Source organism: Achromobacter sp. HNDS-1 (assembly GCF_040084795.1).
In the GTDB taxonomy this organism is placed as follows: domain Bacteria; phylum Pseudomonadota; class Gammaproteobacteria; order Burkholderiales; family Burkholderiaceae_B; genus Achromobacter; species Achromobacter ruhlandii.
The window spans coordinates 3,473,339-3,497,748 of record NZ_CP157584.1 but is presented as its reverse complement, the minus strand read 5'-3'; the positions used below and the strand labels follow the sequence as shown (position 1 = coordinate 3,497,748).

Annotated in this window: 18 protein-coding genes; 12 read left to right on the top strand and 6 right to left on the bottom strand. The window is 69.5% G+C overall.

Translation table 11 applies throughout. The annotated features are described in order from the left end of the window. Positions 1-166: 166 nt before the first annotated feature. The gene (locus ABFG95_RS16220; protein WP_049070714.1) at positions 167-505 is read right to left on the bottom strand and encodes a DUF4148 domain-containing protein; all 339 of its coding nucleotides are present in this window, start codon (positions 503-505) and stop codon (positions 167-169) included. 283 nt (positions 506-788) lie between these two features. Here ABFG95_RS16220 and ABFG95_RS16215 point away from each other — a divergent pair, with 283 nt between their 5' ends. The 5 genes from ABFG95_RS16215 (at position 789) to ABFG95_RS16195 (ending at position 9,052) form a co-directional block, all read left to right on the top strand. After that, a complete protein-coding gene (locus ABFG95_RS16215; RefSeq protein WP_348994776.1) occupies positions 789-2,006 on the top strand; it encodes a TolC family protein in 1,218 nt (405 codons plus the stop codon). 13 nt (positions 2,007-2,019) lie between these two features. Continuing rightward, the gene (locus ABFG95_RS16210) at positions 2,020-3,243 is read left to right on the top strand and encodes an efflux RND transporter periplasmic adaptor subunit (protein ID WP_278991892.1); all 1,224 of its coding nucleotides are present in this window, start codon (positions 2,020-2,022) and stop codon (positions 3,241-3,243) included. Between the two features lie 16 nt (positions 3,244-3,259). After that, positions 3,260-6,445 carry a CusA/CzcA family heavy metal efflux RND transporter gene (locus ABFG95_RS16205; protein ID WP_348994775.1) on the top strand — a complete coding sequence of 1,062 codons (3,186 nt, stop codon included), beginning with the start codon at positions 3,260-3,262 and terminating at the stop codon, positions 6,443-6,445. A gap of 137 nt (positions 6,446-6,582) precedes the next feature. Further along, positions 6,583-7,614 (top strand): glycosyltransferase family 2 protein, encoded by a 1,032-nt coding sequence (locus ABFG95_RS16200; protein WP_312478060.1) that lies wholly within the window; start codon positions 6,583-6,585, stop codon positions 7,612-7,614. After that, positions 7,598-9,052 (top strand): glycosyltransferase family 39 protein, encoded by a 1,455-nt coding sequence (locus ABFG95_RS16195; RefSeq protein WP_068951154.1) that lies wholly within the window; start codon positions 7,598-7,600, stop codon positions 9,050-9,052. Before ABFG95_RS16200 ends, ABFG95_RS16195 begins: the two co-directional genes overlap by 17 nt. Positions 9,053-9,062: 10 nt before the next feature. Here ABFG95_RS16195 and speB read toward each other — a convergent pair whose 3' ends face one another. Then, complete coding sequence (speB, locus tag ABFG95_RS16190) at positions 9,063-10,109, bottom strand: agmatinase (protein WP_063582496.1); 1,047 nt, start codon at positions 10,107-10,109, stop codon at positions 9,063-9,065. After that, entirely contained in the window at positions 10,106-11,506 is a 1,401-nt protein-coding gene (locus tag ABFG95_RS16185) for a sodium:solute symporter (protein ID WP_348994774.1), read from the bottom strand. The genes speB and ABFG95_RS16185 overlap by 4 nt, the downstream gene beginning before the upstream one ends. 254 nt (positions 11,507-11,760) lie before the next feature. Here ABFG95_RS16185 and ABFG95_RS16180 point away from each other — a divergent pair, with 254 nt between their 5' ends. From ABFG95_RS16180 to ABFG95_RS16165, 4 genes are all read left to right on the top strand, one after another. Further along, entirely contained in the window at positions 11,761-12,678 is a 918-nt protein-coding gene (locus ABFG95_RS16180) for a LysR family transcriptional regulator (protein WP_348994773.1), read from the top strand. Between the two features lie 111 nt (positions 12,679-12,789). Continuing rightward, complete coding sequence (gene panB / locus ABFG95_RS16175; RefSeq protein ID WP_348996050.1) at positions 12,790-13,572, top strand: 3-methyl-2-oxobutanoate hydroxymethyltransferase; 783 nt, start codon at positions 12,790-12,792, stop codon at positions 13,570-13,572. Between the two features lie 72 nt (positions 13,573-13,644). After that, complete coding sequence (locus tag ABFG95_RS16170; protein WP_049070698.1) at positions 13,645-14,754, top strand: GTPase; 1,110 nt, start codon at positions 13,645-13,647, stop codon at positions 14,752-14,754. Between the two features lie 132 nt (positions 14,755-14,886). Beyond that, entirely contained in the window at positions 14,887-16,968 is a 2,082-nt protein-coding gene (locus tag ABFG95_RS16165; RefSeq protein WP_081330373.1) for an EAL domain-containing protein, read from the top strand. A 12-nt stretch (positions 16,969-16,980) separates the two neighbouring features. Here ABFG95_RS16165 and ABFG95_RS16160 read toward each other — a convergent pair whose 3' ends face one another. Together ABFG95_RS16160 and ABFG95_RS16155 are read right to left on the bottom strand one after the other, a co-directional pair. Beyond that, entirely contained in the window at positions 16,981-18,051 is a 1,071-nt protein-coding gene (locus ABFG95_RS16160) for an ornithine cyclodeaminase (protein ID WP_059268958.1), read from the bottom strand. Positions 18,052-18,214: 163 nt separating this feature from the next. Beyond that, the gene (locus ABFG95_RS16155) at positions 18,215-19,162 is read right to left on the bottom strand and encodes a LysR family transcriptional regulator (protein WP_054419032.1); all 948 of its coding nucleotides are present in this window, start codon (positions 19,160-19,162) and stop codon (positions 18,215-18,217) included. A gap of 113 nt (positions 19,163-19,275) precedes the next feature. Here ABFG95_RS16155 and ABFG95_RS16150 point away from each other — a divergent pair, with 113 nt between their 5' ends. From ABFG95_RS16150 to nadB, 3 genes are all read left to right on the top strand, one after another. Then, a complete protein-coding gene (locus tag ABFG95_RS16150) occupies positions 19,276-20,514 on the top strand; it encodes an MFS transporter (RefSeq protein WP_054419030.1) in 1,239 nt (412 codons plus the stop codon). Positions 20,515-20,776: 262 nt separating this feature from the next. Then, complete coding sequence (gene nadA / locus ABFG95_RS16145; RefSeq protein ID WP_348994772.1) at positions 20,777-21,913, top strand: quinolinate synthase NadA; 1,137 nt, start codon at positions 20,777-20,779, stop codon at positions 21,911-21,913. A 44-nt stretch (positions 21,914-21,957) separates the two neighbouring features. Continuing rightward, positions 21,958-23,505 carry an L-aspartate oxidase gene (gene nadB / locus ABFG95_RS16140; protein WP_348994771.1) on the top strand — a complete coding sequence of 516 codons (1,548 nt, stop codon included), beginning with the start codon at positions 21,958-21,960 and terminating at the stop codon, positions 23,503-23,505. Here the strand turns inward: nadB and ABFG95_RS16135 are convergent. Then, entirely contained in the window at positions 23,480-24,382 is a 903-nt protein-coding gene (locus ABFG95_RS16135) for a DUF4261 domain-containing protein (RefSeq protein ID WP_068951031.1), read from the bottom strand. The genes nadB and ABFG95_RS16135 overlap by 26 nt on opposite strands. Positions 24,383-24,410: the final 28 nt, after the last annotated feature.

Here is a 24,410-nt window from a genome sequence, read left to right as displayed (position 1 = left end):
AAGGGACGAACCGCGACGCAGTGCCACCCTATTCTACGTTCGCGGCGTCGGAATACGACAGCCGCCGTCCACGCGCCAGGGCGCGGGACGGCGGCGGCGGCCGGGCCGCACCGGTTGCCGCCCGCGGCGCGCTGGCCGCGAACGGCGCGGAAACGACGGGGCGCGTTCAACCGGGGGTATAGATCGCGTCCAGCCGGGCGCGCTCGGCCGGCGTCATCGCCTCGACTTCCGCCAGCGCGTCGGCGCGGGTGCGCGACGTGCCCTGCTTGGCCCAGCCCGGCTTGCCCAGGTTGTAGTAGGTGAAAAACCACTGGCGCCTGTCGGCCTTGGCGGCGGCCAGTTCGCTGGCGACCTGCTCGCCGGTCTTGCCCATGGCCGCATGGTCCGGCGCGATGCTGTAGCCGATCTCGGTGTTGGTCGGGTGCCAGGTGCTGTTGGCGCTGGCCAGGGCCGGCACGGCCAGGGCGCCGCACAGGGCAAGGGTGGCGACGATGCGTTGCTTCATGAGGATATCTCCCAGTTTCGGTGACTTGCCGGGGCGGCCAGGACGCCGCGCCTGCACGCTTTTTGTTAAGCGGTGAAGACACTCTACGGACACGACCGCGTCAATTCGCCAACACGCCGATTACGAATTCGTAAGGCGCGCGAACCTTACGGAAATGTCATTTTTCTGTCGAGGATCTGACGAGGCCCGTTGGATAGAGTGCCCACCAATGCCTGTCTCAGCCCGAGTCCGTGGCTTCCCTCCCTTGGTTGACCTCATGCGTTTATCCCCGATACCGCTCCTCGTGGCGGCCGCCGTCTTCCTCTCGCCCGCCTGGAGCCAGGCGGGCCCCGGGGCGGCCGCGCCGGCCTCCCGCGTCGCGCCCTCCCTGACCCTGGAACAGGCGCTGGCCGCCGCTTATGAACGCAACCCGCTGTTGGCGGCCGCGCGCAACGAGGCCGCGGCCAGCGAAGGCCAGGTCACGCAGGCCGGCGTCATCCCCAACCCCAGCCTCGAAGTCGGCATCGACGACAACCGCCGCAGCACCCGCACCACCACCACCGCCCTGAGCATGCCGGTCGAGCTGGGCGGCAAGCGCGGCGCGCGCATCACGGCCGCCGGCCTGGCGCGCGACATCGCCCGGCGCGATCTGTCCAGCGCGCGCGCCGACCTGCGCGCCGCCGTCATCGCCGCCTTCTTCGACGTAGCGGTGGCGCAGGAAACGGTACGGGTGGCGCAGGGCACGGTCGAGATTGCCCAGAACGCCCTGCGCCTGGCTGAACGGCGCGTGGCGGCTGGCAAGGCGCCGCCGCTGGAAAGCAGCAAGGCCCGCGTCGAACTGGCCAACTCGCGCATCGAAGCCCGCGCCGCCGACTCCGCGCTGGACGCGGCGCGGCGCAAGCTGGGGCAGTTGTGGGGCGCGCCGGAAGCGGATTTCGCGCGGGTCAGCGCGGACCTTCAGGCCCTGCCACGGCGCGACGCCATCGACGACCTGCGCGCCGCGCTGGCCGCCTCGCCGCGCATGGAGGCGGGCCGCCTCTCGGTCGAACTGGGACGGGCCCAGCTGGAGGTCGAGAAAAGCAAGCGCTATCCCGACATCACGCTCAGCGCCGGCGTCGCGCGCGACAACGAACAGGGCCGCAACAAGGCGCAGTTCGGCGTATCGATCCCCCTGCCGCTGTTCGACCGCAACCAGGGCAACGTCTATTCGGCCACGATGCAGTCATACAAGGCGCAGGACCTGTACCGCGAGCTGGAGTCGCGCCTGACCGCCGACCTGCTGCAATCCGTGTCGCGATTCGACCTGGCCGCCAATTCGGTGCGCGAGTACCGCGGCACCGTGCTGCCCGGCGCCAACGAGGCCTACGAGAGCGCTCGCAAGGGCTTCGAGGCCGGCAAGGTCAGTTTCCTGGAAGTGCTGGACGCGCAGCGCACGCTGTCGCAAGGAAACATCGCTTACCTGAACGTCCTGGCCAGCGCCTATCAGGCGGCGGCGGACATCGATCGCATTCTCGGCCGTTGACCTTATTCCTCTCATGACCATGCACACCGCGCTTTCCGCCTTTTCCCGACCGGCGCTGGCCGCCGCCCTGTCCGCCGCCTGCCTGCTGGCGCTGGCCCTGCCACGCCCGGCCCAGGCCGACGCCGCCGGCGACGGACACCGTCACCCGGCCGCCGACGCCGCGCCGCAGGCCAAGGCCGGCGACGCCGAAGCGGCCGCCGATCACAATGAAGACAAGATCACGCTGAGCGCCGAGCAGATTCAGGCCGCCGGCCTCGGGATCGAAACGGCCGGCCCCGCCAAACTGGAAACCGCGTCGCGTTTCCCCGGCGAGATCAAGTTCAACGCCGACCGCACCGCGCACGTGGTGCCGCGACTGGCCGGCGTGGTGCAGGAGGTATCGGCGGACCTGGGCCAGCAAGTGAAAAAGGGCGACCTGCTGGCGGCGCTGTCCAGCACCGCGCTGTCGGAGCTGCGCAGCGAATGGCTGGCCGCCAGCAAGCGCCGCGACCTGGCCGCCGCCACCCACCAGCGCGAACTCAAGCTGTGGCGCGAGAAAGTCTCGGCCGAGCAGGACTACCAGCAGGCGCGCACCGCGCTGCAGGAAGCCCAGATCGCGGTGCAGAACGCCGCGCAGAAGCTGGCGGCCATTGGCGCACCGCCACAGTCCAATGACCTGAGCCGGCTGGAGATCCGCGCGCCGTTCGATGGCGTGGTGGTCGAGAAACACATCGCACTGGGCGAGGCGCTGGCCGACACCGCCAGCATCTTCACGCTATCGGACCTGCGCACCGTCTGGGCGGAGTTCGTGATCGCGCCCAAGGACCTGCAGGACGTGCGCGTGGGCGAGGCCGCCAGCGTCGACTCCGCGGCGTTCTCGGGCCGCGCCAGGGGCGAGGTGTCGTACATCGGCTCGCTGCTGGGCCAGCAGACCCGCACCGCCACGGCCCGCGTCACCCTCGACAACCCCGACATGGCCTGGCGCCCGGGCCTGTTCGTCTCGGTCAACGTCGTCACCAGCAGCGCCGACGCCGCGGTGGTGGTGGCGGCCGACGCGGTCCAGACCGTCGAGAACGAATCGGTGGTGTACGTGGAAGTGCCGGACGGCTTCCTGGCGCGGCCGGTCAAGCTGGGCCGCGCCACGGGCGAGCAGGTCGAAGTGCTGTCGGGCCTGGCCGCCGGCACCCGCTACGTCGCCCGCAATGCCTTCGTGCTCAAGGCCGAGCAGGGCAAGGCCAGCGCCAGCCACGCGCACTGAGCCGGAGCACGCAGACATGTTCGAACGCCTCATCCGCTTCGCCATCGAGCAGCGCTGGCTCGTCATCTTCGTCACCCTGGGCGTCGCCGCCATCGGGGTCTACAACTACACCCGGCTGGCCATCGACGCCGTGCCGGACATCACCAACGTGCAGGTGCAGATCAACGTCGGCGCGCCGGGCTATTCGCCGCTGGAGACCGAGCAGCGCATCACCTATCCGATCGAAACCGTCATGGCCGGCCTGCCCGGTTTGCAGCAGACCCGCTCGCTGTCACGCTACGGCCTGTCGCAAGTGACGGTGATCTTCCAGGACGGCACCGACATTTACTTCGCCCGCCAGCTGGTCAACCAGCGGCTGCAGGAAGCCAAGGAGAGCCTGCCGGAAGGCATCACGCCGACCATGGGGCCGATCTCCACCGGCCTGGGCGAGATCTACCTGTGGACGGTGGAGGCCGAGCCGGGCGCCAAGAAGGAAGACGGCACGCCCTACACGCCGACCGACCTGCGCGAGATCCAGGATTGGGTCATCAAGCCGCAGCTGCGCAACATCACCGGCGTCACCGAGATCAACTCGATCGGCGGCTTCGCCAAGGAATACCAGGTGGCGCCCGACACCGAGCGGCTGGCCTCCTACGGCCTGTCGCTGACCGACATCATGACGGCGCTGGACCGCAACAACGCCAACGTCGGCGCCGGCTACATCGAACGCAAGGGCGAGCAGTACCTGATCCGCGCGCCGGGCCAGGTGCGCTCCATCGACGACATCCGCGACGTGGTGCTAACCGCCGTGGACGGCCAGGCCATCCGCATCCGCGACGTGGCCGAGGTCGGCATCGGCCGCGAGCTGCGCACCGGCGCGGCCACCGACAACGGCCAGGAAGTGGTGCTGGGCACCGTCTTCATGCTGATCGGCGAGAACAGCCGCGCGGTGTCACGGGCGGTGTCGGCGCGCATCGACGCCATCAACAAGACCCTGCCGGCCGGGATCCAGGCCGTCACCGTGTACGACCGCAGCAACCTGATCGACAAGGCCATCGCCACGGTCAAGAAGAACCTGCTGGAAGGCGCGACCCTGGTGATCGTGATCCTGTTCCTGTTCCTGGGCAACATCCGCGCCGCGCTGATCACCGCCATGGTGATCCCGCTGTCGATGCTGTTCACCTTCACCGGCATGGTCACCTACAAGGTCAGCGCCAACCTGATGAGCCTGGGCGCGCTGGACTTCGGCATCATCGTCGACGGCGCCGTGGTGATCGTCGAGAACTGCGTGCGGCGCCTGAGCCACGCGCAGGAACAGCAGGGCCGGCCCCTGACACGCAGCGAGCGTTTCCACGAGGTCTTCGCCGCCGCGCGCGAGGCGCGCCGGCCATTGCTGTTCGGCCAGCTGATCATCATGGTGGTGTACCTGCCGATCTTCGCGCTCAGCGGGGTCGAGGGGCGCATGTTCCATCCCATGGCCCTGACCGTGGTGCTGGCGCTGCTGGGCGCGATGATCCTGTCGGTCACCTTCGTGCCGGCGGCGGTGGCGCTGTTCATCGGCAAGAAGGTCTCGGAAAAGGAAAACCGCCTGATGCTGTGGGCCAGGCGCCGCTACGCGCCGCTGCTGGACCTGGCCCTGCGCCGCAGGCCGCTGGTGCTGGCCGCGGCCACCCTGTTCGTGGCGGTGTGCGGCGTGATCGCCGCGCGCATGGGCAGCGAATTCATCCCCAATCTGAACGAGGGCGACATCGCCATCCAGGCGCTGCGCATTCCCGGCACCAGCCTGAGCCAGTCGCTGGAAATGCAGAAGCAGCTGGAGACCCGGCTGAAGCAGAAATTCCCCGAGATCGAACGCGTGTTCGCCCGCACCGGCACCGCCGAGATCGCCTCCGACCCGATGCCGCCCAACATCTCCGACGGCTACATCATGCTCAAGCCCCGCGATCAGTGGCCCGCCCCGCGCAAGACCCAGGCCGAGCTGTTGCAGGCGATCCAGGAAGAGGCCGCGCGGATTCCGGGCGACAACTACGAGTTCTCGCAACCGATCCAGCTGCGCTTCAACGAGCTCATCTCCGGCGTGCGCAGCGACGTGGCGGTGAAGATATTCGGCGACGACAACGAGGTGCTGAACCGCTCCGCCGCCGAGGTCGCCCAGGTGCTGCAGGCGATTCCCGGCGCCTCCGAAGTCAAGATCGAGCAGACCACCGGCCTGCCGGTGCTGACGGTCAACATCGACCGCGCCCGCGCCGCCCGCTACGGCCTGAATCTGGCCGACGTGCAGGACACGCTGGGCATCGCCATCGGCGGCCGCGAGGCCGGCACCTTCTTCCAGGGCGACCGCCGCTTCGACATCGTGGTGCGCCTGCCGGAGACCGTGCGCGAGAGCATCCCGGCGCTGCGCAAGCTGCCCATCGCGCTGCCCCGGAGCGAAGGACAGACCCAGACCGCCTACATCCCGCTGTCGGAAGTAGCCACCTTCGACCTGGCGCCCGGCCCCAACCAGATCTCGCGCGAAGACGGCAAGCGCCGCATCGTGGTCAGCGCCAACGTGCGCGGCCGCGACCTGGGCTCGTTCGTGGCCGACGCCGAGGCGGCGCTGGCCGAGAAGATCAAGGTGCCCGCCGGCTACTGGACCGCCTGGGGCGGCACCTTCGAGCAGCTGCAATCGGCGGCGCAGCGCCTGCGGATCGTCGTGCCCGCGGCACTGCTGCTGGTGTTCGGGCTGCTGTTCGCGATGTTCGGCAACATCAAAGACGGCCTGATCGTATTCACCGGCATTCCCTTCGCGCTGACCGGCGGCGTCATCTCGTTGTGGCTGCGCGGGATTCCGCTGTCGATTACCGCGGCGGTGGGCTTCATCGCGCTGTGCGGCGTGGCGGTGCTGAACGGCCTGGTGCTGCTGTCGTTCATCAGCTCGCTGCGCGAATCCGGCAAGCCGCTCGACCAGGCGGTGCGCGAGGGCGCCCTGACGCGGCTGCGGCCGGTACTGATGACCGCGCTGGTGGCCTCGCTCGGCTTCGTGCCCATGGCAATCGCCACCGGCACCGGCGCCGAGGTGCAGCGGCCGCTGGCCACGGTGGTCATCGGCGGCATCATTTCCTCGACCATCCTGACGCTGTTGGTGCTGCCGGCGCTGTACCGGCTGATGCACCGCAAGGATGCCGAAGAGGTGGAGTTGGCCGAGAGCGAGGCGCGGCGCCAGGAGCGGCCGGCGGCCGGATGATCGCCGTGGCGGGCCCGAGCTTGCGCAAATGTAATGTGACCGTCAGCGCGCTGTCGAGGGCGGCTCAATAGAGTGGTGGCACGTCGGCGCCGCACGGCCGGCGCGGCCCGCCCGATCGACTGAAAAGTACCCAGACCATGCGTCCCTATCTCGATATCCCGACCCCGCCGCGCGCCCAGCCGCGCCCGGTGCAAATCTCCATCATCATCCCTTTCCTGAACGAACGCGAAGTGCTGCCGTTGTGTCACGCGCGGCTGCGGCAGGTCCTGGACGCGCTTGGCGAGCCGTGGGAGATCGTGTTCGTCGACGACGGCAGCCAGGACGGCAGCGCCGAATACCTGGCGGGCCTGATGGCGCGCGAAGCCGGATTGAAACTGGTGCGGCTGAGCCGCAACTTCGGCAAGGAAGCCGCCATGACGGCCGGCCTGGAGCATGCCTCGGGCGCCGCCGTGATCCTGCTGGATGCCGACCTGCAGGATCCGCCGGAGCTGATCCCGGACATGGTGCGGGCCTGGCGCGAAGGCGCCGACGTGGTCTGCATGCGACGCCGCAGCCGCGCCGGCGAAAACTGGTTCAAGCGCGCCTCTGCCTATGCCTACTACCGCCTGCTCAGCCGCCTGAGCCGGGCCGCGATCCCGGCGGACACCGGCGATTTCCGCCTGATGAGCCGGCGCGCGGTCGACGCGCTGCTGCGGCTGCCTGAGCGCTGCCGCTACATGAAGGGCTTGTATGCCTGGATCGGCATGCCCACGCGCGTCATCGACTACGACCGCGCGCCGCGCGCCGCCGGCGCCACCAAGTGGAACGTCTTTGCGCTGCTGCGGCTCGCGCTGGAGGGCATCACGTCGTTCTCCACGGCCCCGCTGCGCTGGGCCACGATCGCGGGCATGACGGCCGCGCTGCTGGGCGCCTTGTTCGGTATCATCATCATCTTCAAGACACTGATCTATGGCCACGACGTCCAGGGTTATCCCTCGCTGATGGCCATGATCACGTTCCTGAGCGGCATCCAGCTGATCACCATCGGGTTGTTGGGCGAGTACATGGGCAAGACTTATATGGAAACCAAGCAGCGCCCGGTCTACCTGGTGCGCGACGTACAAGGCAGCGCCACGATGGCCATGCCGCTGGCCGAAGCCGCAAAGGGTCCGCATGCGGTTAACTGCTAAGGGCCTGCTGCTGGGCCTGATCGGCATCCTGGCGCTGCGGCTGCTGGCCATGGCGGCAATGCCGTTCGCGGACACGTCCGAGCCGCGCTACGCCGAGATCGCCCGCCTGATGGCGACGACCGGCGACTGGATCACGCCCTGGTTCGAACCCGGCGAACCGTTCTGGGGCAAGCCGCCGCTGGCCTTCTGGGCCCAGGCCCTGTCCATCCGCCTGTTCGGCCTGTCCGAACTGGCGGTGCGCCTGCCGTCCTGGCTGGCGATGCTGGGGGTGCTGGCGCTGGTCCACCGCTGCGCGCGGCAGTTGCGCGGCGAACAGGCCGCGCGCTGGGCCACGCTGCTGTTCGCCACCATGCTGCTGCCGTACGCCAGCGCCGGCGCGGTGCTGACCGACGCCTTCCTGGCCCTGGGCATCACGCTGTCGATGGTGTCGTTCCTGCTGGCGCCGCGCGATCCGCGGCCGCTCTGGCGCTACGGCTTCTTCGCCGGGCTGGCCATCGGCCTGCTCGCCAAAGGGCCGCTGGCGCTGGTGCTGACCAGCGGCGCGATCGTGCCCTGGATGCTGTGGCACCGCAACGCGCGCGCGCAGTTGAGCGCATTGCCGTGGGCGGCCGGCATCGTCCTGACGCTGGCGTTGACCTTGCCCTGGTACATCGCGGCCGAGCTGAAGACGCCGGGATTCCTGCGCTACTTCATCCTCGGCGAGCACATCCTGCGCTTCGTCGATCCAGGGTGGGAAGGCGACCGCTACGGCTCGGCCCACGAGCGCCCCTACGGCAGCATCTGGCTGGACTGGCTGCTCGCGACCATGCCGTGGGGCGCCGCCTGGCTCGGCCTGTTGCTGTGGCCCCGGCGCGACGCGCCGCTGGGGCGCCGCGTGGCCGCGGCGGCGCGCGACCCCGACCAGACCTATCTGCTGACGTGGGCACTGGCCACGCCGGCGTTCTTCACGCTGTCGGGCAACATCCTGTGGACCTATGTGCTGCCGGCGCTGCCGCCCGTTGCGCTGGCGCTCGGCATGCGGGTGGCGCAATGGCGTGACGCGCGCCAGGGACGCCTGATGCTGGCGGGCATGACGCTGGCGCCCGCCGCCGCGCTGGTCCTGGCCCTGCTGGCCTGGCTGCTGCCGACGCACTACAAGACGGAAAAGCAACTGGTGCAGCGCGCCGAAGCCGCCATGCAAAGCGGCGATCGGCTTTATTTCGTCGGCAGCCGCCCGTTCTCCGCCCGGTACTATTCGCGCGACACGGCTGGCCTGGTGGACGGTCCGCAAGCCCTGACCGCGGTGCTGCCCGCCCCGGGCCAGCGGGTATTCCTCGCCGTGCGCAGGCGCGAGGCGACCACCTTGCTGGCGACCTGGCGCGGACAGGTCACGCCGCTGTACTCGAGCCGGCGCTACACCTTGCTGCAAGTGGCAGGCGAGGGCGCCACGGCGCCCTGACGCCGGCGCATCAGCGCGCGCCGCGCAGGCGCATCAGGCTCAGGATCTCGAACAGGATCTGCGCGCCCGCGTGCGCCGTGTTGGCGGTGGCATCGTAGGACGGCGCCACCTCCACCAGGTCGCCGCCGACGATGTCCAGGCCCGCCAATCCGCGCAGCATGGCCTGGGCCTCGCGCACCGTCACGCCGCCGACCTCGGGGGTGCCGGTGCCGGGCGCGAAAGCCGGATCCAGGCAATCGATGTCGAACGACACATACACGGGCGCGTCGCCGACCACGGCCCGCGCCTGGGCAATGATGGCGTCCACCCCCAGGCGCGGAATGTCCTCGGCATGGATCACGGTCATGCCGGATTCGTACGAGAACTCCCACAGGTACTCGGCCGAGCCGCGGATGCCGATCTGGATCGTGCGGGTCGGGTCGAGCACGCCTTCCAGCACCGCCTGCCGGAACGGCCCGCCATGATGGAAGCGGCTGCCGTCGAACGGACCGCCGGTGTCGCAATGCGCGTCGAAATGCACCAGCGCCACCGGCTGCCGTGCCCCCAGCGCGCGCAGGATCGGCAGCGTCACGGAATGGTCGCCGCCGACCGACAGCGGCGTGACGCCGGCCGCCACGATCTTCTCGTAGGCCGCGTGGATGTCCTCGTGCGACTGTTCCAGGCTGTAGCGGCTGCGCATCGGCACGTCGCCGATGTCGGCCACGCGCAGCTCGCGCACCGGCGTGCATTTGAGCGCGTGGTTGTACGGCCCGACCCGCTCGATGGCGCGCAGCGCGCGCGGCCCGAAGCGACAGCCGCTGCGATTGCTGGCCCCCAGATCCATCGGCACGCCCAGCAGCGCCACCTGCAGGTCGCCGAAATCCGGCCGGCTCCAGTCGATCTGCCGGGCCGGCGCGTCCAGCAGTGTCGGCATCCCGGCATAGGGCGCGCTGCGCGTGCCGCTGTCGTCGATGACGTTGGCCGCCACCGCGCGAAAGTGCGGATCGTGGATGACGGCTTCGTTGGCGCCGCCGAACCGGGCGCGCAACGCGGCCAGCTTCTCGGGGGTGAAACTCATGGGGTGCTCCTGGAAGATGAATCGCCGTGAACCGGCGCCGCCGCCTGTCCCATCAGGCTGACGATGATGAAACTGACGGCGCTGACGGCCAGGCTGGCGTAGATCGGCGTGTTGGCGGCCAGGCCGTCGCGGATCATGAAGCCGATCGCCGTGGCGCAGCCCAGCAGCATGCTGGCGATCGCGCCGGTGGTCGTTCCACGGCGCCACCAGATGGCGCCCAGGATCGGCACCAGCATGCCGCCGACCAGCAGGTTGTAGGCGCAGGTAAGCGCGTCCAGCACGTCATCGACCACCAGCGCGATGCCGAGCGTGGCCAGGCCGACCAGCAGTGTCATCAGGCGATGGCTGCGCACGTGGGTGAAGCCGCGGCCGCCGCGCAAGGCCGGCAGCAGGTCCTCGGCCAACACGGTGGAAGACGCCAGCATCGCCGCGCTGGCGGTGGACATCATGGCCGCCAGCGCCGCCGCGATCACCAGGCCGCGGATGCCGGCGGGCAACTCGGCCTGCACGATGGCGGCGAAAGCGTTGTTGACGTTGTCCAGGTCGGGCAGCAAGACCCTCGCCGTCATGCCGATCAGCGCGCCCACCAGGCCATAGACGATGCAATACAGCCCCGCCGCCGCCCCCGCCAGCCTCGCCACCCCCTCGCTGCGGGCGGTAAAGACGCGTTGCCAGATGTCCTGGCCGATCAGGATGCCGAAGAAATAGATCAGGAAATACGTCACGATGGTGGGCCAGCCGATCGCGGTCGGCGCGAAGCTGGCCGCCGGCAGTTTCGCCACCAGTTGGTCCCAGCCGCCGACCCGCGACAGGCAGATCGGCAGCAGCACGGCCATCAGGCCGACGGTCTTGATCAGGAACTGCACGATGTCGGTCAGGGTCAGCGACCACATGCCGCCCACCGCCGAATAGACCACCACCACGCCGCCGCCCACCAGGATCGCCAGCCAGAAGGGCATGTCGAACAGCACCTGCATCACCGTGCCGGTCGCGATCACCGAGGTCGCGGCCAGCATCAGCGCGTAGGCCATCATCACCAGCGCGCTGACATGCCGGGTGCGCGCGCTGTAGCGGAACTCCAGGATCTGCGTCACGGTGAAGATGCGCAGCTTCAGCAGCGGTCGGGCCAGGAACACGTTCAGCACGATGATGCCCAGGCCCAGCATGGCGCACAGCCAGAAGCCGGAGATGCCATGCACATACCCCAGCCGCACCGTGCCGACGGTGCTGGCGCCGCCGAGCACCGTGGCCGCCATGGTGCCCATGTAGAAGGCCGGTCCGAGATTGCGGCCCGCCACCAGGAAATCCTCGTGCGTCCTGGCCCGCCGCATGCCGTACCAGCCCAGTAGCAGCATCGCGGCCAGATAGGCCACGACCACGCCGATGTCGACAAACATGTCCTTCCCCTTGTCTCGTCGCGCGCGATCCGCGCGCTGAATCACCGCCGCCGGCCAAACAACTATTTACGTAGAAGTGAATCTGGAAAAAATCGGTTTTCCGGACCGCCGATCGCCCCTCGGCCGCCGGCGGCACCAGCGCCGGGATGAATCGGCAACTCCGGTGGAATAATAGGAATCCGGACTTTTTCCATCCATGCCTAGTTCGGAAAATTCACATCGATATCCATCAATGTTTCGTCCGTGATTACCCTATGCTCTCGACCGTTTCCGACCTCGACCTGCGACTGATCCGCGTCTTCCTCACCATCGTCGACGCGGGCGGCGTGTCGGCCGCGCAGGCCCTGCTGGGCGTGGGCCAGTCCACCATCAGCAGCCAGCTCGCCACGCTCGAGACCCGCCTGGGCTTCACGCTGTGCGAACGCGGCCGCGGCGGCTTTCGCCTGACCGCCAAGGGGCAGCGCTTCGACAAGCTGGCGCGGCGCGCGCTGGCCTCGCTGGACGACTTCAGCGCGCAGGCGCGCAACATGCACCGGCAACTGGTCGGCAACCTGACGCTGGGCCTGATCGGCAACGCCACCATGGCGCAGAACGCACGCATCGGCCAGGCCATTCAGAAATTCCGCCGGCGCGACGAGGCCGTGCGCCTGTCGGTGCTGATCCGCAGTCCGCGCGAGCTGGAAGATCTGATCCTCAAGGACGAGATGCAGGTCGCCATCGGCTACTTCCTGCACCGGGTGCCGATGCTGGACTACACCACGCTGTTCCAGGAACGCCAGATCGCTTACTGTGGCGCCACCCATCCGCTGGCGGCGCGCGCCGGCCGCGTCACCGAGCAGGACCTGGCCGACGCCGACTGGACCTGGCGCACCTACCCCTTGCCGGAGTCCTCGTTCGCCGGCCGGCCGCGCCACATCACCTCCGAGGCCGACAACATGGAGGCCGCGCTGATCCTGATCCTGTCGGGCGCGCACCTGGGATACCTGCCCGAACACTATGCCGCGCCCTACGTGGCGGCCGGCCTGCTGCACGCGCTGGATGCCGACACCTACCACTACGACGTCGAGATCAGCATGGTGGCCAAGCGTCGCGGCCAGCTCGACGACATCGCCGCGGCCTTTCTCGAAGACATGCGCGCGGCCCTGCTGACTACGCCCGAGGCCACGCCGTGATATACCTGTGCCGCGCGCCGCGCCCGCCCACGGGCCCGACGCACCGCATCCCAGGAGCCCTGCATGTCCACCACCGCCACCCTGAATTCCGCGGCCGCCACGCCGCGCCGCATGACCGTCCCGGCCTTCCGCGCCCGCAAGCGCGCCGAGCCGCTGGTCATGCTCACCGCCTACACCGCGCGCATGGCCGAATTGCTCGATCCCCACTGCGACGCGCTGCTGGTGGGCGACAGCCTGGCGCAGACCATCTATGGGCTGCCGTCCACCGTGCCCGTCACGCTGGACATGATGATCGCGCACGGCGCCGCCGTCGTGCGCGGCGCGCGCCAGGCGCTGGTGGTGGTCGACATGCCCTTCGGCAGCTATGAGGAAAGCCCGGAACAGGCTTTCCGCTCGGCCGCCCGCGTCCTCAAGGAAACCGGCGCCAGCGCCGTCAAGCTGGAGGGCGGCCAGGCCATGGCGCCCGCCATCGCCTATCTTTCGGCGCGCGGCATTCCCGTCATGGCGCACATCGGCCTGACGCCGCAGGCCGTCAACATCCTTGGCGGCTACGGCGCGCGCGGCAGGGGCGAGGCCGAGTACGCCCGCATCGCCGCCGATGCCACGGCGGTGGCTGAAGCCGGCGCCTTCGCCGTGGTGATCGAGGGCGTGGTCGAACCGCTGGCGCTGGCCATCACCGAGGCCATCGGTTGCCCCACCATCGGCATCGGCGCCTCGGCCGGCTGCGACGGCCAGGTGCTGGTGGTGGACGACATGCTGGGCATGTTCGATCGCACCGCGCGCTTCGTCAAACGCTATGACGCCCTGTCCGACCGCATCCAGGCCGCCGCCCGCGGCTACGCGGCGGACGTGCGCGCGCGCCGCTTCCCCGAAGCGGCGCACCTGTATGGCTGAGACCGGGCATTTCCCGTCGCGGATTTCTCGCTAGAATCAAGCCATGCCCGATTTCCACGCTTCCCGCCAGCCATGACGCCGCCCCGCCAGGACACGCCCCAGTTGCAGGACGCGATCGCCGATGCGATCAGCACCGCCACGCGCGGCGCGGGCCGCGTCAACATCCTGGTGGCCGGCAAGACCGGCGTGGGCAAGAGCACGCTGATCAACGCGGTGTTCCGCGGCGACCTGGCCCGGACCGGCGCCGGCAAGCCGGTCACGCAGACCACGCAGGAATTCTCGCGCCCCGGCCACCCGCTCACCATCATCGACACGCGTGGCCTGGAAGTGGGCGACTACGCGCGCTCGCGCCAGCAGCTGGCCGACCTGATCCGCGAACGCGCGGCCGCCGAAGACCAGGACCGGCACCTGCACGTCGCCTGGCTCTGCATCCAGGACAGCAGCCACCGCGTCGAGGACGCCGAAGTCGAACTGAGCGCATTGCTGGCCGACGCCGGCATCCCGGTCATCGGCGTGCTCACCAAGGCTCGCAAGAACAGCCCGTTCCTGGAACAGGCCCGCGCGCTGCTGCCGCGCGCGCGGCAGATGGTGGCGGTGCGCGCCCTGCCCGAGCACATCGAGGAACTGGGCGCGGACCTGCCGCCGATGGGCCTGGACGCCCTGATCGAAGCCACCGCGCGGTACATCCCCGAATCCCAGCAGCGCGCCTATGCCAACGCACTCTCGACCCGCAACCTGAAGGCCCTGGAAGTAAAAAAAAAGCGGGCTGAAATAGAGGTCAACGTGGCCGCCGGCCTGGCCGCGTCGGCCGCCGCCGCGCCGATCCCGTTCTCGGACGCCGTGGCCCTGGTGCCGATCCAGGTCGGCATGATCGCCAAGATCGGCATTACCTTCGGCATGGAACTGAACACCGCCGCCATCAGCACGCTGGTCACCTCGTCATTGGGCGCGTCCGCCGCCACGCTGGTGGGGCGCTCGGTGGTATCGAGCCTGCTCAAGTTCATTCCCGGCGCCGGCAGCGCCGTGGGCGGCACCATCGCCGCCACCACGGCGGGCGCCATCACCAAACTGCTCGGCAACGCCTACATCGCGGTGTTGTACGACTTCTGCCAGAAACATCCGGGCCAGGACCTCGACATCCCGATGATCACACAGGCCCTGAAGCAACGCCTGAAGCCCTGAGCGCGCAACAACGCGCAAAGATTGGACTTAATCCGCCAGGATCGGCCTTTTCGCGCGGCGGCGGTAAATAATCGCGGCGGCACGACGTAAACGTAAAGCCGCGAATCCCGCAACGCCCCCCCCCAATCCCCCATGATCATCGACAATTCCGACGTGATGTACCGTCACCTTGTGCAAGGTGTGGTTGACTACGCAATCTACATGCTGAACCCCGACGGCACCGTCGCCAACTGGAATGCCGGGGCCGAACGCGCCAAGGGCTATACCCGCGAAGAGGTCGTGGGGCGGCATTTTTCCTGCTTCTACAGCCCCGCCGACCAGGCCGCCGGCCTGCCCGCGCGCGGTCTGGCAGCCGCCCGCGAGCAGGGCCGCTTCGAGGCCGAAGGCTGGCGCATCCGCAAGGACGGCACGCCGTTCTGGGCGCATGTGGTGATCGACGCCATCCAGGACGACGCCGGCGCGCTCATCGGCTACGCCAAGATCACGCGCGACTGCACCGAACGCCGCGAACGCGAACTGCAGCTGCTGCACGCCAAGGAACTGGCCGAACGCTACAACAGCGAACTGACCTCGTTGTCGAGCTTCCTGGAGGCGGTGGTTTCGCACATTCCCTCGTGCGTCCTGGTGCTGGATGCCGTGTCGCGCCGCATCCTGCTGGCCAACCGGCAGACCGAAGCCGCCTTCGGCGCGCGCCGCGAGCGGATGCAGGGGCAGACCATCCAGCAATGCCTGCCGCCCGGCGTGCACGAGTTCTTCGAGCGCCTGACCAACGACGCGCTGCGCTCGGACGGCGCGCTGCGCGAGGCCGGGCAGGAGGAAGTGGTCACCGAGCGCGGCCCGCGCACGCTGCGCAGCCGCACGCTGGTGTTCCATAGCAGCGACCCCCGTTCGCGCTACGTGCTGCTGATCGCCGACGACATCACCGACGAGAACGCGGCCCAGGCCCAGGTGCGCTATATGGCGCACCACGACACCCTGACCGGCATCCCCAACCGCCGCCTGTTCCGCGAACGGCTGCTCAAGGCGCTGGCGCCCGACGGCCGCGAACGTAGCGCCGCCGTGCTGTGCCTGGACCTGGACAACTTCAAGAGCGTCAACGACACGCTCGGCCACCAGTGCGGCGATGAACTGCTGCGCCAGCTGTCGCGGCGCCTGGCCAGGAATCTGCGCGAACAGGACACGCTGGCGCGCCTGGGCGGCGACGAATTCGCGGTGGTGCTGCCCGGCATCGAGAAAACCGACGACCTGCGCCAGATGGCGCAGCGCCTGATCGACGCGATGCGCGAACCGTTCCAGGTGGATGGCCACACCGTGCCGGTCAGCGTCAGCATCGGCATCGCCGTCGCCACCGCCCAGGAGGATGGCGCCGACCATCTGCTGCGCTACGCCGACATGGCACTGTACGAAGCCAAACGCAACGGCCGCAACTGCCTGGCGTTCTTCAAGCCCGAGATGGAAGCCGCCGCGCTCAAGCGCCACGAAATGGAAATGGATCTGCGCCAGGCGATCCTGTCGCAGCAGCTGCAGCTGTACTACCAGCCCATCAAGGACACCAGCCACGTGCGCACCGTGGGCCGCGAGGCCCTGATGCGCTGGCGGCATCCGGTCAAGGGGCTGATCATGCCCAACGACTTCATCCCGATCGCCGAGGAAACCGGGCTGATCCACGAACTGGGCGCCTTCACCCTGCACGAAGCGTGCCGCGAGGCCATGACCTGGGACGCGCACGAAACCGTGGCGGTGAACCTGTCGGCCACGCAGTTCACCAACAACGCCCTGGTCTCGCTGGTCGAGTCGGCGCTGGCCACCTCCGGCCTGGCGGCCAGCCGGCTGGAACTGGAGATCACCGAATCGGTGTTGCTGGCCAACTCCGAGAGCAACCTGAATACCTTGAACCGGCTCAAGCAGCTCGGCGTGAAAGTGGCGCTGGACGACTTCGGCACCGGCTATTCATCGCTGGGCTACCTGCGCAGCTTCGAGTTCGACAAGATCAAGATCGACAAGTCGTTCACCCAGGACGTGGAGTCGAGCAGGGAAGCGCTGGCCATCATCCGCGCCATCAACGGCATCGGCCGCAGCCTGGACATCCCCACCACCGCCGAAGGCGTCGAAACCGCGGCCCAGCTTGAACGGCTGACCCAGGAAGGCTGCTCGCATTTCCAGGGTTTCCTGCTGGGCCGGCCGGTGTCGCACGAACCGCCAGGCTCCGAATAGGGGCGCGGCGCCTCAATCCCTGAGCAACGCCTGGCTGGCGCGGGCCGCGGCCTGCGCGGCGGCCTGGCGGCCCCGCACCAGGTCGAACAGGTTCTTCGGATCGGCCAGACGCGGCGCCACTTCGACGCGCGTGCCGATGCCGTGCCTGACGGCGCAGTCGCGCAGCCAGCGCAGGGCCGAGAAATCCTCCAGCGCGAAGCCGACCGAGTCGAACACGGTGATGTCGCGTCCGTCCTGGCGGCCGGCGCTCTGGCCCGTCAGCACGCGCCACAGCTCGGTCACCGCGAAGTCGGCCGGCATCTGCTGCAGGTCGCCCTCGATGCGCGTCTGCGGTTCGTATTCCACGAACACGGCGCCAGCCCGCAGCACGTCCGCATGCAGTTCGGTCTTGCCGGGACAATCGCCGCCCACGGCATTGATGTGCATGCCCGGCTCGACCATGTCGGCGGTGAGAATGGTGGCGTAGGCCTTGTCGGCCGTCACCGTGGTCACGATATCCACGCCCTTGACGGCGGCGGCGGCGCTGCCGAAGCGGCGCAGGCGCAGGCCCGGCACGTCGGCCAGATTGCGCGCCAGCTTGTCGCTGGCGGCGGGATCGACGTCGTAAAGGTGCAGCGTGTCGATGCCCAGGATGTGGTGAAACGCCAGCGCCTGGAATTCGCTCTGCGCGCCGTTGCCGATCAAGGCCATGCTGCGCGAACCCGGACGGGCCAGGGCGCGCGCGGCCAGCGCCGAGGTGGCGGCGGTGCGCAGCGCGGTGGTCAGGGTCAGTTCGCTGATCAACAGCGGTTCGCCGGTGTTGACCTGCGCCAGCGCGCCAAAGGCCATCACGGTGCTCAGGCCGGCCGCCGGATTGCCGGGGTGGCCGTTGACGTACTTGAAGCTGTAGAGATCATGGTCGGCGGTGGGCATCAGCTCGATCACGCCGGTCGCCGAATGATTGGCGACGCGCGCGCTCTTGTCGAACTCCGGCCAGCGCAGGAAATCGGCCAGCAGATAATCCAGCAAGTCCTCGAATACCTTGCGCGGGCCCTGTGCGGCCACGATCTTCGCAACGTCTGTGGTGGTGAGCAGTGTCGTCATTGTTTTCCCCTGATGATTCGATACAGAAATTCTGTCCGATGCCCAGGTCAATGCCTAGCGCCCACTTTCCACACAAAACGCAAGGAACCTGCCATTCTGGCAACGGCCCTTGCCACTTGTCGCAAAGCGGCCGCGAAAGACGGCGCAGGGTCCGCACCGGCCGTCAGGCCGCGTCCTGCCCGGCGCGCAGTTCGACCGGCAGGTGCTCGCGCATGATCTCGATGAAACGCCGCAGGCGCGCCGGCTGCAAGCGCGACGGCGCATAGACCAGGTACACGGGCAGGGGCGCGGCGCGCCATGCCGGCGCCAGTTGCACCAGTTGGCCGCTGGCCAGTTCGTCGCGCAGCGCCCAGGCCGACGCAATGCCCGCCCCCAGGCCCAGCAGGGCGGCCTTGCGCAGGGCATACAGGCCATCGGTGGACAGGCGCGGCTGGATCTCGAAACACGCCACTTCGCCGCTGTCCACGTGCGTCAGGCTGACCTCGTCGCGGTAGAACGTGCGCAGCGCCAGCCAGGGCAGGCGCGCCAGTTCCGACGGGTGCTCGGGAACCGGTCCGCCGGCCAGCAGCGACGGCGCCGCCATCACGCTGCGCGGCACTTCGCCCAGCTTGACCGCCACCACCGAAGGATCCTGCACCGGCCCGACCTTGATGGCGCAATCGATGTTCTCGGCGATGAAATCCGGCACGCGGTCGTGCAGCAACCATTCGACCCGCATGCGCGGATACTGGCGCAGGTATTGCGCCAACGCGTCCATGAACTGGTTCTGGCCGAAAGCGTGGGGCGCGACCACGCGCAACGTGCCCGCCAGTTCCTCGCCGGCGCCGCGCACGTCGTTCTCAAGCGATTGCCAGCTGGCCAGCAGTTCCTTGGCGCGCTCGTAACAACGCCGGCCGTCCTCGGTCAGCCGGATGGCATGGGTCGAGCGCTGCAGCAGCCGCACGCCCAGCGTCCGTTCCAGCAACTGCAGGCGGCGGCTGACGGTAGGCTGCGTGCCGCCCAGCTGCGCCGCGGCGGCCGACAGGCTGCCGGCCTCCACGATGCGCACGAAGGTCTCGATCAACAGCATGCGGTCGGTGCCGGTCGCGGCGGCCAGGGCGGGAATGGTCATACGCCTATCGTATAACGGATCTACCCGGCGGACGGCTACCCAAGGCCCCGCCACACGCTCAGAATCTGCGCCGTACGCACCTCATGGTGCCTTCCCCTGAACGGATTCCCATCATGTCCCCTGATACCCGGGCGCACCCCGCGCCACCATCCACCGACCTGTCCGCCGGACTGGTACTGCTGCTGGCCATCGGCGCCGGCCTGGCGGTCGCGTCGCTCTATTACAACCAGCCCATGCTCGGCATCCTGGGCGCGGACCTGGGCGCCACCCCCGGCGCGCTCGGCTGGATTCCCACGCTGACCCAACTCGGTTATGCGTTCGGCATATTGACGCTCGCTCCGCTGGGCGACCGCTACGATCGCAAGCGCATTGTCCTGATCAAGGCCGGCGCCCTCAGCGCGGCGCTGCTGCTGGCGGCCATGGCGCCCGCCATCGGCGTGCTGCTGGCAGCCAGTTTCGCCATTGGGCTGTCAGCCACCCTGGCGCAGGACATTGTCCCGGCCGCCGCCACCCTGGCGCCCCCCGCGCACCGCGGCCGCATCGTCGGCACCGTGATGACCGGATTGCTGCTGGGCATCCTGCTATCGCGCGTCATCAGCGGCGTGGTGGCCGAACAGTTCGGCTGGCGCGCGATGTTCCTGGTGGCGGCGGTATCGATCCTGGCGCTGGGCGCGGCGCTGTGGCGCGGCCTGCCGGCGTTCACGCCCACCACCACGCTGCCCTATGCCGAACTGCTGCGCTCGCTGCCGCGGCTGTGGCGCCAGCACGGCGAACTGCGCCGCGCCGCCACCGCGCAGGGCCTGCTGTCGCTGGGTTTCAGCGCCTTCTGGTCGACGCTGGCGGTGATGCTGCACGGCGCGCCGTTCCATCTGGGCGCGGCCGCGGCCGGCGCCTTCGGCCTGGCGGGCGCCGCGGGCGCGCTGGCCGCGCCGCTGGCGGGACGCTACGCCGACCGGCGCGGCCCCCATGCCGTCAGCCGCCTGGGCGCCGCGCTCACCGCCGTCTCGTTCGCGACCATGGCGCTGCTGCCGCTGCTGTCCGCGCAGTCAGGCCTGTGGCTGATCGCCGCCAGCGCCATCGGCTTCGATCTGGGCATCCAGGTGGCGCTGATCGCGCATCAGAGCATCGTCTACGGCATCGACCCTGCCGCCCGCAGCCGGCTCAACGCCGTGTTGATGGTCAGCGTTTTCATCGGCATGGCCGCCGGCGGCGCGCTGGGCAGCCTGGCGCTGGCGCGGTGGGGCTGGACCGGCGTGACCCTGGTGGCCACGGCGGCGGCCGGCGGCGCGTTGCTTCTGCGCATCTGGCCCAGCCTGCGGGCGCGTCGCCAACGCGCCGGCTGCCCGGCGTGAGCGCCCGCGCCGGCGGCCGCGCAGGACGCCGCCGGCCCGTGACAGCCCCCGGTCACGCGGTGCCCCCCCTCACGGCCGGCCCGCTCCCGCCTGCAGGGTCCCGGGAGGGGGGCTGGCCCCGTTCCTGGACCTGCCCCCCGGGAAAACAGGGATGAAAATCCGGCCGATCTGCTTTATGCTCAATAAAAGCATAAATGGATCGGCTCTTTTTTTGCCCCATAAATGCTCATTTTGAGCACTTATATCTCCCAAGGAATCCGCCATGACCGACGTCCCCGTCCGCTCCGTCGCATTCGACCTGCCCGCCGTGGGCCATCCCGGCGCGGTCGGCCAGGCCTGGGCCCGCGTGCCCGCGCCGCTGTCCGCCCCGCAACGCGCCGCGGCGGCGCAACGCGTGCGCGCGCTCCTGGCGCGCGAGAACGCGGTGCTGGTGGCGCATTACTACGTCGATGCCGACATCCAGGAACTGGCCGAAGCCAGCGGCGGCTGCGTCGGCGATTCCCTGGAAATGGCGCGCTTCGGCCGCGACCATGCGGCGGCGACGCTGCTGGTGGCCGGCGTGCGCTTCATGGGCGAGACCGCCAAGATTCTCAGCCCCGCCAAGCGCGTGCTGATGCCGGACCCGCAAGCCACCTGCTCGCTCGACCTGGGCTGTCCCGCGCCGGCCTTCGCCGACTGGTGCGACGCCCATCCCGACCGCACCGTGGTGGTCTATGCCAACACCAGCGCCGCGGTGAAGGCGCGCGCCGACTGGGTCGTAACGTCGTCGATCGCGCTGGAACTGATCGCCCACCTGCACGCGCGCGGAGAGAAAATCCTGTGGGCCCCCGACCGCCATCTGGGCCGCTACGTCCAGCGCCAGACCGGCGCCGACATGCTGCTGTGGCAGGGCGCCTGCCTGGTGCATGACGAATTCAAGGGCGCCGAACTGGCGCTGATGCGCGCCGAGTATCCCGACGCCCGCGTGCTGGCCCATCCCGAATCGCCCGCGTCCGTGCTGGCGCAGGCCGACGTAATCGGGTCCACCACGCAGCTGATCGAGGCCGCGCATGCACTGGACACACAGCGCCTGATCGTCGCCACCGACCAGGGCATCCTGCACAAGATGCGCCAGCGGGCGCCCGCCAAGACCTTCCTGGCCGCCCCCACCGCCGGCGACAGCGCCACCTGCAAGAGCTGCGCCCACTGCCCCTGGATGGCAATGAATGGCCTGGCCGGCATGATCGACGCCCTGGAGCACGGCGCCAACGAAATCCTGCTCGACCCGGACCTGGCGCAGCGCGCCAAGGCCCCCATCGACCGCATGCTCGACTTCGCCGACGCGCGCAAGCGCCCGGTGCGGGCCAGCGGCGACCTGGCCCGCGATGGCGCGCTGTTCCAGCGGGTCGGACCGGCCTGAAGCGCGCGCCAGCCAACACACGCCAACACCACAGGAGCGGCGCCATGTCCTTCGACGTCATCATCATCGGCAGCGGCCTGGCCGGCATGGCCGCCGCGCTGGAACTGGCGCCGCACCGGCGCGTCGCGCTGGTCAGCAAAGGCGCGCTGCTGGCCGGCGCCAGCGCCCACGCGCAGGGTGGCATCGCCGCGCCGCTAGGGCCCGGCGACAGCGTGGCCGACCACCTGCGCGACACCCTGGACGCCGGCGCCGGCCTGTGCGATGCGAACGCCGCCCGCGCCATCATCGACCAAGCCTGCGCCGCCATCGCCTGGTTACAGGCGCAAGGCGTGGCCTTCTCGATGGAAGGCGCGGGACTGCACCTGACCCGCGAAGGCGGCCATGGCCAGCGCCGCATCGCGCACGCCGCCGACGCCACGGGCCGCGCCATCATGGCAGCGCTCGGCGCGCAGGTACGCCGGCAAACCGCCATCACGGTGCTGGAGCGGCACTGCGCCGTCGAGCTGTTGCTGCCCGCCACCCCCGGCGCCCGCTGCCAAGGCGTGCGTCTGCTGGACCTGGACCGGCGCCTGCAGCGCGACGTCGCCGCCAACCACGTGGTGATCGCCAGCGGCGGCGCCGGCCAGGTCTACGCCACCACCACCGCGCCGCCAGGCGCCACCGGCGACGGCATCGCGCTTGCCGCGCGCGCCGGCGCCCGCACCGCCAACCTGGCTTTCACCCAGTTCCACCCCACCGGCCTGCATCATCCGCGCGGCGGCGGCTTCCTGATCTCCGAAGCCGTGCGCGGCGAGGGCGGGCGGCTGTGCCTGCCGGACGGCAGCCGCTTCATGCCGGCCCACGATCCCCGCGCCGAGCTGGCGCCGCGCGACATCGTCGCGCGCGCCATCCATGCCGAAATGCGGCGCCATGCGCTCGATTGCGTCTACCTGGACATCAGCCACCGCCCGCGCGATTTCCTGCTGGCGCACTTTCCCGCGATCCACGCGCACTGCCTGGCGCTGGGCCTGGACATCACGACCACGCCGATCCCCGTGGCGCCCACCGCGCATTACACCTGCGGCGGCATCGCCACCGACACCCGCGGCCGCAGCAGCGTGGCCGGCCTGTATGCGGTGGGCGAGGCGGCCTGCACCGGCCTGCACGGCGCCAACCGGCTGGCCAGCAATTCGCTGCTGGAATGCGTCGTCACCGGCCGCGCCGCCGCGCGCGACATCCTGGCCGGCCCGCCGCCCGCGTCCGTGCCCGCCCCGCCGTCCGGCGACACGGCGCAAGCCAGCCTCGATGTCACCCCGGCCGCCTGGATCCAGTCCCGCCGCGAAACGCTGCGCGCCATCATGACGCGCGATGCCGGCATCGTGCGCAGCGACGCCTCGTTGCGCCGCGCGGCCGGGCATATCGCCCGACTGCGGCGCGCGCTCGCCAGGCGAATCGATGATGGCCCGGCGTTGCGGGAATTGCGCAACCTGGCGACGGTCGCCGCCCTGATCGTGCGCGACGCGCGCGCGCGGCGGGAAAGCCGCGGCGCCCATTTCAACGTGGACCGCCCCGGCCCGCCGCCGGCGCCTATGCCGGCGTATCGGGCTGATTGATCTCGGAGGCGTCGATGATCTCCGTCACCAGCACCGCGCCCGGGCCGTGCAGGAAATATTCGGCCTCCAGCGGCTCGCGCAGCTTCATGTAGCGGGCCTCGCCGATCTGCATGGTGTGGCCGGCGGCCAGCTCGGCGCCGCTGTCCAGCTGGTACGCCATGATGTTGTTGAACATGTTCGAATACTGCTCGCCCTGGTGATGGCCCTCGGCCAGCACCGCGAAATCCTGCAGACCGAAACGGCCGGCGCCATAGGTGCGCATCCACACGCCCTGCGTGCCTTCCACCTCGTACTTCACGAAGCCGCAGTACAACATGTTCAAGGGCAGCGAACGCAGCAGTTCCAGGCTCTCGTCGCCCATCGACTCGCGCGAGAACACCGCGGCCGGCAACGAGGTGTGGGCATCCTCGTTCAACACCGCGACGGCCTGCAGTTCGGTCAGCGCGCCGGCCACCGCCGCCAGCGCCACGTACTGCTCCAGCGGGTCTTCCTCGAAGCCGGCGTAGTACAGCAGCGCGTGGCTGGCATGGTTGCGTACCTGCTCCTTGACCTCGGCGGGATAATGCGCCGGCGCCACGCACGCCTCCAGCGCGTCCTGGGGGAAGGGCGCGTTGAAACCCACCACGCGCACCACGTGCTTGCCCCAGCCGACCAGGGCCAGCAATTCCGGCATGTCCGGTTCGATCTCCGCGCGCGCCTCGCGCATCTCGGGGTGATAGGCGCGCAGCGCCGCCGTCAGCGCCTCGGCCCGCGGCGCCAGCGGCGCGGCGAACACCACCTGCAGGCTCGGGCCGTCCTTCATGTCGGGATTGGCCGTCAGGGCGACGGCGTCGGCGGGCGATTCGGAACGACCGAAGAAACGGGAAAAGATACTCATGGGCGCAATCCTGGCGATGCTGGGAAAG